14 protein-coding genes are annotated in these 15,314 nt (G+C 71.0%); 3 read left to right on the top strand and 11 right to left on the bottom strand.

Annotated features, from left to right (window positions below; genetic code table 11):
- Positions 1-2: 2 nt before the first annotated feature.
- From ACIQFX_RS12010 to ACIQFX_RS11970, 9 genes are read right to left on the bottom strand one after another with little or no spacing between them, the layout of a single operon-like run.
- Positions 3-989: a glycosyltransferase gene (locus ACIQFX_RS12010; protein WP_402461595.1), complete on the bottom strand. Its 987-nt coding sequence runs from the start codon at positions 987-989 to the stop codon at positions 3-5.
- Complete coding sequence (locus tag ACIQFX_RS12005) at positions 986-1,600, bottom strand: HD domain-containing protein (protein WP_402461298.1); 615 nt, start codon at positions 1,598-1,600, stop codon at positions 986-988. Before ACIQFX_RS12005 ends, ACIQFX_RS12010 begins: the two co-directional genes overlap by 4 nt.
- Positions 1,601-1,605: 5 nt before the next feature.
- Entirely contained in the window at positions 1,606-3,321 is a 1,716-nt protein-coding gene (locus tag ACIQFX_RS12000; protein WP_402461297.1) for a carbamoyltransferase C-terminal domain-containing protein, read from the bottom strand.
- 23 nt (positions 3,322-3,344) lie between these two features.
- Entirely contained in the window at positions 3,345-4,142 is a 798-nt protein-coding gene (locus ACIQFX_RS11995) for a radical SAM protein (protein ID WP_402461295.1), read from the bottom strand.
- 16 nt (positions 4,143-4,158) lie between these two features.
- The gene (locus ACIQFX_RS11990) at positions 4,159-5,277 is read right to left on the bottom strand and encodes a hypothetical protein (RefSeq protein ID WP_402461294.1); all 1,119 of its coding nucleotides are present in this window, start codon (positions 5,275-5,277) and stop codon (positions 4,159-4,161) included.
- Positions 5,277-6,386: a radical SAM protein gene (locus ACIQFX_RS11985; RefSeq protein ID WP_402461292.1), complete on the bottom strand. Its 1,110-nt coding sequence runs from the start codon at positions 6,384-6,386 to the stop codon at positions 5,277-5,279. The genes ACIQFX_RS11990 and ACIQFX_RS11985 overlap by 1 nt, the downstream gene beginning before the upstream one ends.
- 3 nt (positions 6,387-6,389) lie before the next feature.
- Complete coding sequence (locus ACIQFX_RS11980; RefSeq protein ID WP_402461290.1) at positions 6,390-7,388, bottom strand: D-2-hydroxyacid dehydrogenase; 999 nt, start codon at positions 7,386-7,388, stop codon at positions 6,390-6,392.
- Entirely contained in the window at positions 7,385-8,695 is a 1,311-nt protein-coding gene (locus ACIQFX_RS11975) for a glycosyltransferase family 4 protein (RefSeq protein ID WP_402461288.1), read from the bottom strand. The genes ACIQFX_RS11980 and ACIQFX_RS11975 overlap by 4 nt, the downstream gene beginning before the upstream one ends.
- 44 nt (positions 8,696-8,739) lie before the next feature.
- Positions 8,740-9,264 carry an ATP-binding protein gene (locus ACIQFX_RS11970; RefSeq protein ID WP_402461286.1) on the bottom strand — a complete coding sequence of 175 codons (525 nt, stop codon included), beginning with the start codon at positions 9,262-9,264 and terminating at the stop codon, positions 8,740-8,742.
- A gap of 206 nt (positions 9,265-9,470) precedes the next feature.
- On the opposite strand from ACIQFX_RS11970, the gene ACIQFX_RS11965 reads away from it, so the two are divergent.
- The 3 genes from ACIQFX_RS11965 to ACIQFX_RS11955 are packed head-to-tail and all read left to right on the top strand — an operon-like array spanning position 9,471 to position 12,428.
- Entirely contained in the window at positions 9,471-10,916 is a 1,446-nt protein-coding gene (locus ACIQFX_RS11965) for a carph-isopro domain-containing protein (RefSeq protein ID WP_402461285.1), read from the top strand.
- A 10-nt stretch (positions 10,917-10,926) separates the two neighbouring features.
- Complete coding sequence (locus ACIQFX_RS11960; protein WP_402461284.1) at positions 10,927-11,895, top strand: FAD-dependent oxidoreductase; 969 nt, start codon at positions 10,927-10,929, stop codon at positions 11,893-11,895.
- On the top strand, positions 11,892-12,428 hold the full coding sequence (locus tag ACIQFX_RS11955) for a flavoprotein (RefSeq protein ID WP_402461282.1): 537 nt from the start codon (positions 11,892-11,894) through the stop codon (positions 12,426-12,428). Before ACIQFX_RS11960 ends, ACIQFX_RS11955 begins: the two co-directional genes overlap by 4 nt.
- A gap of 495 nt (positions 12,429-12,923) precedes the next feature.
- Here the strand turns inward: ACIQFX_RS11955 and ACIQFX_RS11950 are convergent, their stop codons facing one another.
- Together ACIQFX_RS11950 and mobC are read right to left on the bottom strand one after the other, a co-directional pair.
- Entirely contained in the window at positions 12,924-14,594 is a 1,671-nt protein-coding gene (locus ACIQFX_RS11950) for a relaxase/mobilization nuclease domain-containing protein (RefSeq protein WP_402461280.1), read from the bottom strand.
- A complete protein-coding gene (gene mobC / locus ACIQFX_RS11945) occupies positions 14,595-15,041 on the bottom strand; it encodes a plasmid mobilization relaxosome protein MobC (RefSeq protein WP_402461278.1) in 447 nt (148 codons plus the stop codon). It lies immediately after the preceding gene.
- Between the last annotated feature and the right edge of the window lie 273 nt (positions 15,042-15,314).

The following is a 15,314-nucleotide window of genomic DNA, read 5'->3' as shown; positions in this document are numbered from 1 at the left end:
GGTCAGGCGATCTTCGCGAGAAGGTCGCCCCAGGCGTTGCCGAAGTAGTTCAGATCGAAGCGGGCCAGGGCCTCGTACGGGGCCTTGGCCTCGGTCTGGCGTGCCGTTGCGCGTTCCCGGACCTGCGCAGGCAGTCGGCCGAGGTCCGGGGCTGGCTGGCCGGTCAGCGCGGCGAGGTCGCCCAGGCCGGCCACCGGGCGGATCAGACAGGGCAGGCCGAGCAGCAGCGCCTCGGCCGCGCAGCGGCTCCAGCCCTCCCGCATCTGGGGGAGGAAGACGCCGACGTCGCACGCGCACAGCAGCCGCAAGTACCGCTCGCGCTCCACGTCGTAGTGGGCGCCGTCGAAGCCGATGGTGTTGCTGCCGCTGGTGATCACCCGCAGCCCGGGCGTGTCGGCCAGGGCCGCCGAGACCCTCTCGGTGCCCTTCCAGTGCACGGCCTTGCCCGCGTACACGCCGATCACGTCCGGCGACAGACCGAACTCTGCGCGGCACTCGGTCCGGTCGAAGCCGCGGGCCCGCTCGACCTCCGTCATGTCGAAGGCGTTGTAGATCACCCGGACGTTGCGGACGCCTCGGGCCTGGAGGAAGTCGGCCCAGTACGGGGAGACGCAGACCACGGCGGCGCACTGGGGCAACGCGCGGAACAGGCGCTCCCAGAGCATGGCCTCGACCGGGGCGGAGTCGTGCTGCAGCGGCTCGTAGTGGTGCAGGAGGAACACCGTGCGGGCCCGCATCTCCGGCGTGAAGAGCAACAGGCTCAGGTCGTCCCACATGAAGGTGCCGGTGGTGCTGTCGAGCGCCCGGATGGTCGGGGCCAGGCGGGCGAGGTGGCGGAGCTTGCGCCAGCGGCGGACGCTGTAGGTGCGCTTGTGGTCCGGGATCGTGCGCCATTCCACGTCGTCGGCCGTCGCCTCATGGAGCATCCGCAGGTAGACCCGGCCACCGGTCCGACCGACCGGCTCCATCGAGTAGACGACCCGCTTCACGGACATACCTCCTGTTGGTGTCGGACGTACTCGGTGTGGAGCAGTGCGCGCATGGCCGCCAGGTGGGGACTGAGGCCGCAGGCGGCGTCGGCGAGCGGGAGGTAGAAGTCCTTCAGGCTCTGGAGGAACCGCCGACGCCGGTCGATGTTGGGTGAGGCGGCGACATCGCGCAGGTTGTGGAGGCGGTCGGCGAGCCGGACGAGGAGGTCCTCGGACGGGAGCGCGGCCTGCTTGAAGCGCCAGCTGGACTCGTCGCCGGCGGCCTTGGGGCGCTGTTCGAGGCGGTGGTCGGCTGTCATCGCCCGCAGGCGGCAGGTGAAAGGGGCGCCGAGGTGTTGGACGAGCAGCGCCTCCGATTCGGGGGCCACCTCCAGGGCGTCGTGAAGGAGGGCGAGGAGCAGGGTCTCGGGGTGGCTGACCCTGATCTCGGTGCGCAAGAGCGTGACAACGGCCAGCGGGTGTTCCAGGTACGGGGTGCCCTGGTCGCGGGTGTGGCCGTCGTACACCGTGAGCGCGAGGGCGCCGACGACGCGCGCGCGGGACTGCTCGTCCCTGGCCCACGCGGCGGCGCCGAGCACGGTTAGGACGTGGTCCAGGTCGGTGGGGTTCATCCGCCTCACCTCCTACGGAGGGCCGTGGCACGGGGGTCGGGAACGTGGTCGGCGAGCAGCAAGGTGTCCCCGACCGCTAGGGCGTCGAGGCCCAGGTCCGCCGTCGCCGACACGGCCTGCTCGGCGGTCCGCAGGATTGGGGTGCCCTTGCGGTTGAAGGACGTGTTCAGCAGTAGCGGTAGTCCGGTGCGGTCGTGGAAGTGGTCCAGGAGTTCGCGCAGGCCCTGGTGGTCGGCGGCGACGGACTGCACGCGGGCGGTGCCGTCGTGGTGGGTGACTGCGGCGATGCGGTCCGCTCGGCATCGGCGGACGCGGGCGACACGGTTCATGAAGGGGTCGCCCGCCGACATGAACCACTCCGTGGCGTGCTCGGAGAGGACGGCCGGGGCGAAGGGGCGGTAGGTGGCTCGCTTTTTGATCGCGTTGAGCCGGTCTCGCGTGGCGGCGTGGCCGGGGTGGGCGAGGATCGAGCGATGGCCGAGGGCTCGCGGCCCGAACTCAAGCTGTCCCTGTACCCAGCCGACGATGTGGTGTTCCGCGAGGAGCGTGGCCACCGTGGGCGCCAGACCCGGGCCGAGGCCGGTCAGCGCGCGGTACCCGGTCGGTACTGCGGTGGCCGGCAGGGCGCCCGGGTGCGGACCCCAGGCCGCGTCGGTCGGCACAGGGAGGCGCTCCTGGCCGAGCTGGTAGTGCCAGCCGTAGAGCGCGGCGCCGACGGCGGTGCCCGCGTCGTGCGGGGCCGGTGCCACGATGAGGGTGTCGAAGCCGCTGTCGGCGGCCAGCTGACCGTTGAGGTGGGAGTTCAGGGCGCACCCGCCAGAGAACACCAACGCCGAGGCCCTCGTGAGCCGTTGCAGGTGGCGGGCGATGTGGACGACCGATTCGGCGAAGACCTCCTGGACGGCGGCGGCCAGGTCGGCCCGCTTATGGTCCGGCTGCTCCGCGACGTTGTCGGCGGTCCAGGCCCGGCCCCCGAGCAGCAGTGGTGTGCTGCTGTCCGCGGAACCCCAGGGGTGATCGATGCGGAGCTCGCCGTCGTCGCCGAGCCGGACCAGCTCGCGGATCTGCGCTCCGTAGCGCTGGGGATCGCCGAAGGCTGCGAGCGCCATCATGCTGCCCTCGGGCTCGTCGCCGGGCGGGATCACCCGCCGCGCGAGGTTCCGGTAGAAGTGCCCGAGGGAGGAGTGGACGCGCCGGGGGCCGGCCGGGCTGGGCACGACGGTCGGCATGCCCTGGTGGAGGCGGTCGATGCGATCGGGGCGCAGGTCGTACCCGGTGACGCGCTCCCGGCCAGGGCCGAAGTCGGAGCCCAGGGAGGAGCCGCCGGCGTCGATGACGAGGCCCGCCGCGTGGTCGTGGCCGGAGAGCAGGTAGCCGGAGAGCACGTGGGCCGTGTGGTGGGAGAGGAGGCGGAGGTGTTCGCCGAGTGGGGCGGGCAGGAGGGCGGCGAGCTCGTCGCGCTCCTCGGCCAGCCACCAGCCGGCGGCGGGGTTGGGGCGCATGGAGGCGGCCCAGACGGCGTCGATGTCATGCGGTTCGAGGCCGGCGGCCTCCAGGCACCACTGGAGCGCGCGGGTCGGGGAGGTGAGCGTGCCCTTGCGGGTGGGGTGGTTGTGCTTGACGCCGCTCCAGCGTTCCTCCTCGGCCGCGTAGAGGCGACCGTCGACGAGTAAGGCGGCGCTGGTGTCGTGGTGGAAGTTCAGTCCGAGGACTGCGGGCATGGTGGTGTACCTCCGGTCTGGGGTCAGACGGCGAGGGCTGGGGCGGGGAGGAGGGCGGCGCCGGAGTCGGTGTACTCGTGGCAGCGCAGGCAGAACCGGAAGTGGTGACCTCGGGGCGCGAACACCTTGGCAGCGAAGTCCTCGTCCCAGATGCTGAATTCGCTGTCGTCCTTCGCCATGGCGTTGAAGCAGCGGTAGCAGGACCCGTCCATCTCGATCATCAGGTGCTGGTCGAGGTAGCGGTCGCAGATGCCGCGCAGCTCGTTCGCCGGCTGGCCGACGTCGACGTGGTGCACGTGGTTGGTGACATGGATGGCGCCGTACCTGTCGCACAGCCTCGCGAGCTGCGTGAGGCGGGTGGAACTGATGCCTTCCAGGACGCTGTTGATGACTACGGTCTTGCCTGCCGCGCGGAGGCGGGGCACGACGGCGTGGACCTCGTCGTAGTTCTCGTGCTCGTCGTCGCAGCCGATGAGGACCTGGTCGTACGACCGGAGGGTGGCCTCCATGATCCGCTTGTTGCGGGCCAGGGTGATGGCGTTCGTGCCCAGGACCATGACCTTGTCCGGCAGGCGCGTGCGGGCCGCGTCGCTGAGGGCGGGGAAGTCCCGGTGCACGGTGGGCTCGCCGCCGTTGATGTGCAGCTGCTGGAAGGGGATGGTCTCCAGCCGGGTCAGGATGGTGGAGAACAGCTCCTGGGACATGTTCTCGCCCTGGGCGCCGTCGGCGAAGATGCAGAAGTCGCAGGACCGGTTGCACTTCGTGGTGATCTTGATCTTCGCCGTCTTCAGGGCGCGGGGCAGGGGCGCACGCGCGGGCATGTCGGAACTCCTTGGGTCAGGGGTGGACGTCAGCGGGCGTGAGGCTGAGGAAGTCCTGCACGGTGGACTTCTGCCGGTGCCAGAGCGAGAGGGTCGCGCGCAGGGTGCCGGCGGTGGTCGGTCCGGTGGGTATCAGCGTCGCCATCCGGGCGGCCAGCCGCTGGACAGAGGTGCTCTGGTCCGCCGCGAGCGCGTTCAGGGTCCATGCGGCGGACTGGAGTTCCTTCGCCTCGCGCCGGATCAGGTAGTCGGTCGCCACGCCGGGCGGCGGGTCGAGGTAGTACATCCAGCGGGCGACGCGGACACGGAGCATCCCGGCTGTCATCACCCAGTCGGTACGGGCCTGTTCCTCGCCTTGGCCGACGGGGATGTTGGTGTCGGGGACGCGGCGCATCGCAGCCTCTAGAGCGACATGGGCCGTGCGGAGCAGGTGCCGCGGACTCCGCGGACGGGCATCGGGTCGGTCTTCGGCGTGCCCGAGGAACAGCTCGGCGTACCCGTCGAGCCCGTCCGGCCTCCACTGCGTGAGGGCGGCCGTCTTACCGGGGCAGCGGGTCCGTGTCGCGAGCGCGGAGGCGGCGAACCAGCATGGGGCCAGGTAGTGCCAGGCCACACAGTGGCGCCGGTACGCGGCGATGTTCTCCACCACGTTGTCGGTGCTGTCCGCTGCCAGCTGGTACCGGCCGCCCAGCCGCCCCTGGAGGATTCCCCGGTAGAACCGTTCGTCGACCTCGCACCAGGGCGCCATCTGGGCCCGGGACTTCCAGCGCTGGAAGTCCCGGGCGCTCCCGCTGATCAGCGACCAGGTCGCGAGCTCCGGCGCGGAGACGAGCCGTCCGTCCGCCTCGGCCACGGTGAACGCGAAGCCGGGCGGGTGCTCCAGGAGGCGTCGGTGGGATACCTCCCGACCGACGGCGGCGGTGTGCGCGGCGGCCAGGCGGTGGTTCCACTCCTCCCAGTTCGCCGGGGCCTGGGGAACGAGGACCCGTACGTCGATGTCGGAGTGGGGAGCCAGCAGGTCGGCCGGCTGCCACTTGTGGGTGAGCATCACCGCCCCGACGCCGTGGGCGTCCAGCTCGCGTTCGTACAGCGCTCCGAGCCCCGAGTAGAGGGGCGGCGCTTCGACCACCGTCATCACCGTTCCCCCGTGGAGGCGCGGGCGCAGGCGGGCCCGGCCCCGTCCGTGGTCAGGAGCGGGAGCAGGGGCAGGACCGGGGCGCCTTCGGGGCGCTCCATCCGGTCCCAGCGCAGGTCGTAGTCGACGTAGTGGAAGCCCTGCCAGGCATCGTTGGTGTTGCGGTCGAGCATGGCCTGGAAGAGGTGGGCGAAGGCGTCGCCGAGGGTGCCCTCGGCGAGGTGGGGCTTCAGGGGGATGTCCCGGTTGTGGAGGATGCACGGGCGGGCCACACCGGTGGGCGTGATCTTGATGCGGTTGGCGTCGGAGCAGGTGGCGCAGCTGGAGTTGGAGATGAAGCCGATCGAGCCCGCCCAGCCGTCGGGGCGGAGGTACTGCCCGGGGCTGCGGACCCCGAGCTCGTCCCTGCGGACCTCGTCGGCGTTCGCGAACCACTCGTGGAGGCGGTCGCGTACCTCCGCCTCGTTGATGAACTCGGTGTCGAAGAGTGCCTGGGCGGGGCCGATGTTCTGGAGTTCGATCAGCCGGACGGCGATGGGCAGGTCGCGGGCGAGTTCGGCGACGGCGAAAGCGTCGTCCAGGTAGGTGCGCTGGAGAACGCAGTTGATCTTCACGCGCAGGCCGAGGGAGAGGGCGGTGTCGAGGGTGCGCCGGGTGATGCGCGGGTCGCCGCCGCCCATGATCACGGCGGACCGGTCGGGGCCGAGGCTGTGGAGGCTGAGGTTGAGGTACGTCAGGCCGGCACCGTGAAGCTTCTCGACGCTCAGACCGCGGCGCAGGTTGCCGTGGCTGGTCATGCCGATCGCTGCGTCGGCCCCGAGGCCGTCGGCCAGGCCCGCGATCACGTCGAGGATGTCCGCCCGAAGGGTCGGCTCACCACCGGAGCAGTGCGCCTTCTTGATTCCCCAGGCACCGGCCTCGGCAGCGATAGCCGCGTAGTCGGAGGCGGTCAGAGGACGGTCCTTGTGCCCATAGTCCGGCATGCAGCGGGGCTTGCAGAAAACGCAGTCCAGGTTGCAGAGCGAGTTCAGGGTGAAGGCCAGGTAGGGGTGGTTGCGGCCGGTCGCGGCGAAGGCGGCGGCCAGGTCACGGTGGCGTGTGGCGGGCATCGGTCAGCCTCCTACGAGGGGAAAGCGGGCAGCGGGCACCTCGGCCAGGCCGTTGAGCGGCTGGTCGGTGAGGTAGCGGCGCAGGTTGTCGGCGAAGAACGCGGCCGCCTCGTTCATGTACGTGTGGCTGAGAGTGGAGCTCTTCGGCGTGAGGACGACCCGGGGGTGGAGCCGCAGCGGATGGCGGGCGGGCAGCGGTTTCGGGTCGAAGACGTCCAAAGCGGCGCCGCGAAGGTGGCCGGCGTTGAGGGCGGCCAGGAGGGCCGCCTGGTCGACGGTCGCCGCACGGCCGAGGTTGATGAAGAGGGACTTCGGCTTGAACGCCGTGAAGAGGTCGTGGTCGAAGAACCGGTCCGTGGCCCGGTTGGCGGGCAGCAGATCGACCACCACGTCGGCGACGGCGACCGCCTGGTGCACCGCCGACGTGTGCATCCATGTGATCCCGCCCTCGGCGGCCACCGGAGGCGTCCGCCGTACGCCGATGATGTCCATCCCGAAGGAGCGGGCTGCACGCGCGAGGTGTTCGCCGATACTGCCGCAGCCGACGATGGTCATCGTCGCCCCTGCCAGGTCGAAGAACTCCTCGGCCAGGTCGTCCTTCCACCAAGTCCGGTTCCGCTGGGCGAGCCGGCTCATGAACAGCCCGCGAGAGAAGCCCAGGACCATCCCCATGGCGTGCTCGGCCATGGGCCTCCCGTGGAACCCGTACGAACGAGTCAGAGCTACCCCGACGGAGTGGGCCTCGGCGACGGGCAGATGGTCGGTGCCGGCCGCCGGGGAGGCGATCCACCTCAGATGAGGCGCGCCGAACAGCCACGACGGCTTGAACGTCCAGCCGAAGTAGACGTGCGCCTCAGCCAGCTGGTGCGGCACGGCTCCCTCGGTCGCCGTACGGAACTCGACACCGGGGAAGGCGGCGGACAGCGCCTGCTCGTGCTCGGCGGACAGCCGCCAGAAGGAGTGCGGGGACTCCAGACTGATCAACACGACCGGCCGGTTCATCGCGCTCGGCCCTCCGCGCTGGACGCCGGCACAAGAGCCCATGGGGCGAGGCGTTCGACGACGGAGCCGATGCTGGCCTCGTAGTCGTGGCGCGAGCGCACGAGGGCAGCCCCGGCGCTCCGGAGCCGGTCGCGTTCGCGGGGCAGGACGGTCAGGGCGCGGTGGAGCGCAGCGGCCAGAGACCTGGCGTCACGTGGCATGGCGGTGAAGCCGGTCTCGCCCTCGACGACGGTCTGGGCCAGCCCGCCGGCCGTGGTCGCCACCACGGGACCCGCTCCGGCTGCGAACGCCTCCAGGGGGATGCGCCCGAAGGGCTCCTCTCGCGAGGGGACGACGACCGCACGCAGGGCCGGGTTGTGCAGCCAGGCGCGGATCGAGGGGGTGAAGCGCGTGATCAGGGTCGCGTCCAGGCCGTACGCGCGAATGCGCGCCGCCAGGTCCTCCTGGTACGAGGTCGGGCGCTCGTGTTCGTCCGAGGTCACGGCCGCCAGGACCAGATGCGGGGCGCGGACCCCGCGCTCCTTGAGAAGGTGCAACGCATCCAGGAGGTCGTCGAAGCCCTTCGTCGGCACGGCACGGCCCATGGCGAGAAGGAACCCGGCGCGGGCCTTGAACGGCAGGGGTGGCGCGCTCGTAGGCGGGGCCTTCTCCTCCTGGATCAGTCCGTTCGGGACGCTGACGATGCTTCCCCGGGGGACGGCGTAACTGACGACGAGGTGGCCGCGCATGTGGGACGAGATGGCGCCGATCCGCCCGCCTCGGACGGTCGCCGCCCGCAGGGCGTCCCGCTCCCAGCGGACGCGGGACATGTCCTTGGGCCTCGTCAGCGCCGTTGTGGAGCGGGGCACGAGCAGCAGGTCCGTGGTCGGCGACGTGTAGGGGGCGAGCCCAAGGAAGGGGATGTCCAGGCCGACGAGGAGGCACCGGCTCGCTTGGTCGGCGATGCGTACGGCCGCCTCGCCTGCCAGGTCGCACAGCTGCACGGAGCCGTGGACCGAGTCCGGGGGTGCCTGCACCTCCGGGATCGTGATGACCTCGGCCTTGGCCTGTCGCAGCATCTGCTGGACCTCGCTGGCCCACCGCCGGTCGTGCGCTCCGGCCGCTTCCGGCACGTGCGGGGTGATCACGGAGAGGCGGCCCGGCGGCAACAGGCGGGCCAGCGCCGTGAGGAAGGCGCGGTTACTGAAGCCGGTGCCCGACGCCGCGCCGTAGAAGCCCTCGTGGAGGGCGACGACGACCCGGGGCCGGCGGACCACCTCCGGTATGGCCGTAGGCGGGGGTGGTGGAGTCGCATGGTCGATGCGCACCGTGTGGTGCCTCCTTCGAAGTCGGGATATAGCGGGAGTGGGCTTCAGGTGTTGGCGGTCGAAGGGCGGACCCCGCGGGTGAGTCGGCACCAGGCGCGGGTGCCATGGGCGGCGGTCGTCAGCGACCAGGCGTCGGCCAGGGCCTCGACGATGACGAGCCCTCGTCCCGATTCGGCCTCCTCTCCGGACGCTGGAGGAGAGGACGGCGCGGGGTGAGAGCAGCCTCCGTCGGTGACGGTGATCTCGACTTCCAGGCCGCCGGCGGTCGGGTTTGTGCGGTCGACGCACAGGACCAGGGGCGGGCTGCCCGAGGCGAACGCGTTCGTTGCGAGCTCCGACGTGATCAGCCGGGCGTCATCGAGGAGGTCCGCCTCGGTGCCGTGGAGCGCGACCGCCACTGCCTCCCGGGCGACCTCGGCCGCCTTCGGCCCGTACGGCAGATCCGTGATCAGCGTGGTCGCGTGGACGGCCCCGGCGTCGGCCTGCCCGGCGACGGGGGCCGGTCGTCCGACGCCGCGCTCCAGCACGCTGCTCGTACGGGCTCGGGAGGTGCTCGTGCGGTGTCTCAAGGCCCACCCCTTTCTCCGTCGGCACCGAAGGCGGCGCCTTCCGCCGGGATCCAAGAACACCGGAGGAGGCCGGTCGCGCAGGACCCGATCAACGGGTCAACTCGGTCAACTTCCTTGAGAAGGAGGTGAATCAGCCGCCCGAGGGCGTCACCATGAGCAGGCGCGAGAAGTGATGGCCGTACCACTGGGGCAAGAGGTGGTCGAACGTGGCACCGCAGGCAGGGGAACCCAACGCCGTACTGGCGGGGTGCCTCGACGAACTCGGGTGGAGCCCGAAGGCGCTCGCTCGCAAGCTCAACAGGGTGTTCGGAGCGGGGACGGTGGCCGAGTCGGCGCCGTACCACTGGCGGGACGCCGGTTCGCTGCCGCGCTCGCCGTTACCGATGATGGCCGCCTACGTGCTCTCCCAGGAACTGGGTAGACCTGTCTCGGTGGCCGAACTCTGGCAGGGCCGCGTGGGCGACTCCTCGGCGCTCGTGCCGGCTGACACGGATCTCGCACGGCCCTGGACCGTGCAGGGTATGGAGGCGATCGTGGAGGACTGGGTGATGGGAGGGCTCGTCGACCGACGCCGGTTCCTCGCGATCTCGGGCGCGGGGCTCCTCGCGATCGTCGCCCAGTACCTCGACGGCACCGCGGGGCGCGGCCAGTACGCGCCCCGGATCACGCCGTCCGTGGGTGCCGATCCGCTCGTGGACCAGGTCGAGCAACACCTGCCCATGCTCTCCGCACTCGACGACGAGCACGGTGGAGCGCGCCACCTCCCGTACGTGGGTGCCCAGTTCCGCGCTGTCGGGCTGCTGATCCGCGAAGGCGGTCACCCTCCCGCTGTGGCCAGCCGCCTCATCCGCGCGCTCGCAGAGATCGGCCAGCTGGCCGGCTGGATGGCCTTCGACGCCGCCGACCACGGTCTGGCGCAGCGCTACTTCGCCACGGCGCTGCGGGCAGCACACCAGGTCAACGACCTGCCCCTCTGCGCCCACATCCTCGGCGACCTCTCCTTCCAGGCCGCCAGCCGGGGCCACCCGGCGGACGCCATCGCCCTCGGCGAGGCCGCCCGTCGCGCCAGTGACGCCGCCCCGCCGGTCGTCCGGGCATCCGTCCTGTCGCGGCTCGCGTACGCGTACGCCGCCGCCGGCCGCGACAACGACTTCGCCCACACCCGCGGGGCCGCCCGCGAGCTGATCGCCGGCCGGGACGGTAGCCAGGAGGAGCCTCGCTGGATGTACTTCCTCACCGACAACCACCTGGACTGCCAGGCGGGGTACGGCCTCATTCAGATGGGCCGCGCGCAGCAGAAGGCGGACGGCGGCCCGAAGGCACGGCGCTTCATCGCCCAGGGGGCGGAGATGCTCCGGTACGGGGCGTACGACGTTCCACGCGGCGACCCCAGCCAGCGCAGGGCCATGTTCGAAGGAGCCTGGCTGGCCCTGGGCCACAGCGCCCATGGCGACCTGGAGGCCGCCTGCGAGGTCGGCCAGATCGTCGCCGACCGCCTCGACGTCGTGCGCTCACCTCGCAGCGCGGCCCTGCTCCACCAGCTCGCCGCTGACCTGCGCCGCCGACAGCGCAACGCCCACGTGCGCAGCTTCCTGCCAGCCCTGGAGCATGCCCTCGCCGAACACGCCCCGGCGGCGCCACCTGGCCGTTAGGGTCAGGATCATGACCGCAGGGGAGCGCGTTGTCGTTGTCGGGGCAGGGGTGGCAGGGCTCACCACCGCCGTCGTTCTCGCCGAGGCCGGTGCCTCGGTGCATGTGATCGCCGAACAGGTGCCGGGCGTCACGTCGCTGGCTGCGGGGGCGATGTGGGGGCCGTACCTGGTCGAACCGAAGGACAAGGTCGACCGGTGGGGACAACGGTCGCTGGAGATCTTCCGCAAGCTGGCCGAGGACCCGTCGACGGGCGTCCGGCTCACCAGCGGTGTGGAGGCGTCCCGCACAGCCGAGGAGCCACCAGACTGGGCCACCACCCTGCCCGGCTTCCGGCCGTGCGAGCCGACTGAACTGCCGGCCGGGTTCTCGGCCGGCTACCGGTTCACGGTGCCGCTGATCGACATGCCCACCTACCTCGACTACCTTCTGCGTCGCCTCGATGCCGCTGGGGGAACGGTCGAGCGGCGACGCCTGGCTTCGCTCGCGGACGCCGGTCCTGCTCCCGCGATCGTCAACTGCACGGGCCTCGGTGCCAAGAATCTGCTCCCGGACCCTGACCTTCGGCCCATCCGCGGACAGCACGTCGTCGTCACCAACCCAGGGCTGACCGAGTTCTTCTCCGAGGACACCGGCCTCTCCCCGGACCTGCTGTGCTTCTACCCCCACGGCGACACCGTTGTCCTGGGCGGCACCGCCATCGACGGCGAAGGCGACCTCGCGGCCGATGATAAGGCGGCGGCCGGGATCTTGGCCCGCTGCACCGAGGTCGAACCCCGCCTCGCCGAGGCCCGCGTCCTGGAGCACCGGATCGGCACCCGACCGACCCGGGCCACGGTCTGCGTGGAGCCGGAGCGGCTGGAGGACGGCACCGCGGTCGTGCACAACTACGGGCACGGGGGCGCTGGCGTGACGCTGTCGTGGGGCTGCGCCGAAGAAGCTGCAAGTCTCCTGACCGCCGACGGGGGAGACGGGCAGTGAACGACCATCCGAGGAAGCCCTTCCTCTATGTGGTCGTCTGCGCCGCTGGCATCGCGGGCGACGCCCACAAGCTGATCACCGCTGCGCAGGAACAGGGCTGGGGCGTCGGTGTCATAGCCACACCACAGGGGCTCGGCTTCCTCGACATCAAGGCGATCGAGGCTCAGACCGGCTATCCGATCCGATCGGCCTGGCGCAGTCCCGGCGACCCGCGCCCGCTCCCGCCCGCCGACGCCATCGCCGTCGCGCCGGCCACCTTCAACACGATCAACAAGTGGGCCGCCGGCATCGCAGACACCCTTGCGCTGGGCATCCTGTGCGAGGCGTACGGGATGGGCATCCCGACGGTCGTGCTGCCGTACGTGAACGCAGCGATGGCCGCGCACCCAGCGTACGGGCGGAGCCTGGAGCAGGTGCGGGAGATGGGCGTGCTGGTCGGGGCGTACGAGCCGCACCGCCCGAAGGCGGGTGGGGGAGCGGACCGCTTCCGGTGGGAGGAAGCGTTGGAGCTGCTGGAGGGAAAGATCGACTGAACGTGATCCGGCCTGCGCGCTCATGAGTGTGGCGCACCTGTTCCGTTTCGGAACAGGTGCTCTGTTCCGAAACGGAACGGTGCGGGTGTTCCGAATCGGAACGCGAGCGCTGTTCCCTCGGGGAACACGGTGGCCGTTCCTTCAGGGAACGCATCCGGTGTTCCCTGAAGGAACGGCCCGCCTTCGTACGCCAGTATGGGGGCGGGTTCTGCTGGACCGGCAGTCGCCGCCTTGTTCAGTAACAGAACAGGACGGCCGTTCAGTTTCTGAACACCACCGCTGTTCAGAAACTGAACAGCGGTCCGCCGGTGCTCCGGGGCGGAACAAGGGGTGCGTTCCGCGCCGGAATGAAGTCGCTGTTCCGACGCGGAACGGCATCCCTGAGAGCGAGCCGTGACCTGTTCACCCGGTGAACCTTGCGGATGTTCACCGAGTGGGTGCCCTGGCTGCTCACTCGGTGAACGTGCGGCCGAGCCGCTTGGGGCAGGGGCCGTGTCAGCGGTTCCTTGGAAGGGAGTCTGACCGCGTCGCCCTTGGCGTGGGTGTGGCAGGCCCAGGCTGAACTCTGTCTGCCGGCCTGTCGTGCGGGGGCTCTCCGACTGCCAGGTCCGGAAGGCGCTTCAGGCGCCAGGTGAGGACTTCGGTGAGGTTGGTGGCGGTGTCGAGTTCGCGGTGGCGTGCGGCTTGGGTGAGGAGAGCGGCGGGGTCATGGCCGGCTGTGGTGGCGTCGTTGAGGGTGGCAGCGAGGGTGGGCCAGGCTGGTTCGGCGAGGATCTGCTCGGCCAGGTCGGGGAGCACCTGGCGAACCGCGGCGGCCTGCCGCTCCTGGAGCGGCCGGGCGAGGCGCTGACCCCGGTGGTGGATCACGGCCAGCGGCTCGGTGGCTGCGGCACGGTAGGCGACACGGAGGTGCTCGGCTGCTTGTCGGGCGGCTTCGGCCTGCTGGGTGTGGTTGCGGGTGCGGTGCCAGTGCTGGGTGGCGATGACCGCCAGCAGGAGGGCGTCGAGGACGGTTGCGAGGAGTGCTCCGTCCCTGGGCGGGGGCACGCGCAGGACGGCCTTCACCGCCCGTCGAGTGGCCTGGGCCTGCTGGTGATTAGCGCGGATGCGGGAGCGGCTGGCGCGCTCGAACGTTGTGGCTGCCTGCAACAGCTGGGCCTGGAGGCTGATGGGTGCGACCAGGGGGAGTGCGTCGAGGGCTTCGGCGAGGACGGTTATGTGGGCCTGTCCGGCCTGGTCCTTGCTGTAGGCGAGGTGGTCGGGTATCCGGTCGATGGCGATGGAAAGACGTCGCCAGGCCGGGGTTTCGGTCTGGTTGGCAGGCTGTGCTTCCCTGGTCGCGAGTCGTTCGGCGATCTTGGGGTAGGAGAGGTCGGCGGCGAGGCTGGAGCCGGAGAACCAGACGGGCTCGCCTTGGGCGTTGGTGTCGCCGTCGAGGGCGACCTTGTAGCCGCGGACGTCGCCGGAAGGGAAGTACTGGACGTCGATGAGGGCGCCGACCTCCTCGACGAGCCGGAAGAACTCCTTGGTGGTGGTGGCCGCCGAGACGGCGGTGCGAACGATGGTGCGCAGGTGCTCGCGGGAGGTCCGGGCTTTTCCCGTGCGGCGGGCCTTCTCCTGTTCGGCTCGGGTGGGGCGCTTGGCGGCGGTGCGGTCGCCGCGCGGGACCTGGCGGAGCCCGTACTCCTTCTCGATGGCGACGAGTTCCTTGTCGGTGCGCAGGTAGTCGTTCCAGTTCCGTGGTGGGCGGAGGTCTCCTCGGACCTTGGTAGCGACGATGTGGATGTGGTCGTCGGCGTGGCGGACGGCGATCCAGCGGCAGGCGTCGGGGTCGCCGGCCGGGGCGATGCCGGTGGCGTTGAGGACGCGGCGGGCGATGGCGGCCCACTCGTCGTCGGTCAGGTGGCGGTCTTCGGGGGCGGCGCGGATCGAGCAGTGCCAGACGTGGTTCTTCGGCACCTTCGGGCCGGCCTGCTTGACCCGCAGGTCGAGGACGTCGGCGAGCTGGGCGAGGGTGGCGGCGGGGTTGCGGCCGGGGTCGGGGACGAAGTCGTCCCACGCGGCGACGAGGTGGGGGTCGGTGTGCTCGTTGGCGCGGCCGGGCCCGTAGAGATAGTTCAGGACGCCCCGGGTTTTGTGGCCGGGCTTGACGATGTTCGCGATCAATCAGGCCGCCCAACGGTTCGTGGCGGCCACATGGGCGGCGGTGTCGACCGCGGTGACCGTCTCCTGCACCAGGGTCAAGAGCCGGCCAGCCTCGGCGAGGACGGCGGCGTCCACAGGGTGTGCCTCGTCACCGGAGTTGAGGCGTTTGGCGATCTGGTTCACATTCCGGCCGATAATGGCGACCTGCTCGCGCAGGGCCGCGTACTCGTCGATCAGGTCGTCTGTGGCGGTGCGCTGCTCGGGCAGGGCAAGGTCGCCCATCAGGTGGGCCATGACGATGGCGCCGACGAGATGCGCGCCGGCCAGGTTGTGGCGGCGGGCCTCGGCGAGGATCGCCTGCTTCTCGTCGACGCTGTAGCGGACGTCGACACGCTCCTTGCGCTGCACTTCTTGGCGGGCGCGACGGCGGGCGACACGGCGCAACGCGGCCTCGTCGGCGGCACGCACACCCCCTGTCCCTGGCGCGCCCTCGCGCCGGGGACCTGCCTCCGCCACCCCCGGGGCGGAGGCTTCCGCGTGGGACCGGCCCTTGGACGGTCCAACGCCATACCTTGCTCCGCCCGGGGCAGGGGTGGTCACCTCCTGCCGCGTGGAGGGAAGTTTGTGGTGCGGGTTGCGCATGTCTGGTCTCCGTTTCTCTCGTCGTTGTGTGGATGGTCGGTGAGGGCATGCACGCGGTGGCGAAGCGCAGCTGAGTCGGAGATCCGCGGGGTCCGTGGT

It is taken from the genome of Streptomyces sp. NPDC093089, from assembly GCF_044754405.1.
GTDB lineage: Bacteria > Actinomycetota > Actinomycetes > Streptomycetales > Streptomycetaceae > Streptomyces.
Note: the sequence above shows the minus strand (reverse complement) of the source record. Positions and strands in the feature narration are given on the sequence as shown.

Excerpts from the sequence above, each read along its gene's own strand:
- ACIQFX_RS12005 (WP_402461298.1), bottom strand. The coding sequence starts at position 1,600 with ATGAACCCCACCGACCTGGACCACGTCCTAACCGTGCTCGGCGCCGCC.
- ACIQFX_RS12000 (WP_402461297.1), bottom strand. The coding sequence starts at position 3,321 with ATGCCCGCAGTCCTCGGACTGAACTTCCACCACGACACCAGCGCCGCC.
- ACIQFX_RS11995 (WP_402461295.1), bottom strand. The coding sequence starts at position 4,142 with ATGCCCGCGCGTGCGCCCCTGCCCCGCGCCCTGAAGACGGCGAAGATC.
- ACIQFX_RS11990 (WP_402461294.1), bottom strand. The coding sequence starts at position 5,277 with ATGACGGTGGTCGAAGCGCCGCCCCTCTACTCGGGGCTCGGAGCGCTG.
- ACIQFX_RS11985 (WP_402461292.1), bottom strand. The coding sequence starts at position 6,386 with ATGCCCGCCACACGCCACCGTGACCTGGCCGCCGCCTTCGCCGCGACC.
- ACIQFX_RS11980 (WP_402461290.1), bottom strand. The coding sequence starts at position 7,388 with ATGAACCGGCCGGTCGTGTTGATCAGTCTGGAGTCCCCGCACTCCTTC.
- ACIQFX_RS11960 (WP_402461284.1), top strand. The coding sequence starts at position 10,927 with ATGACCGCAGGGGAGCGCGTTGTCGTTGTCGGGGCAGGGGTGGCAGGG.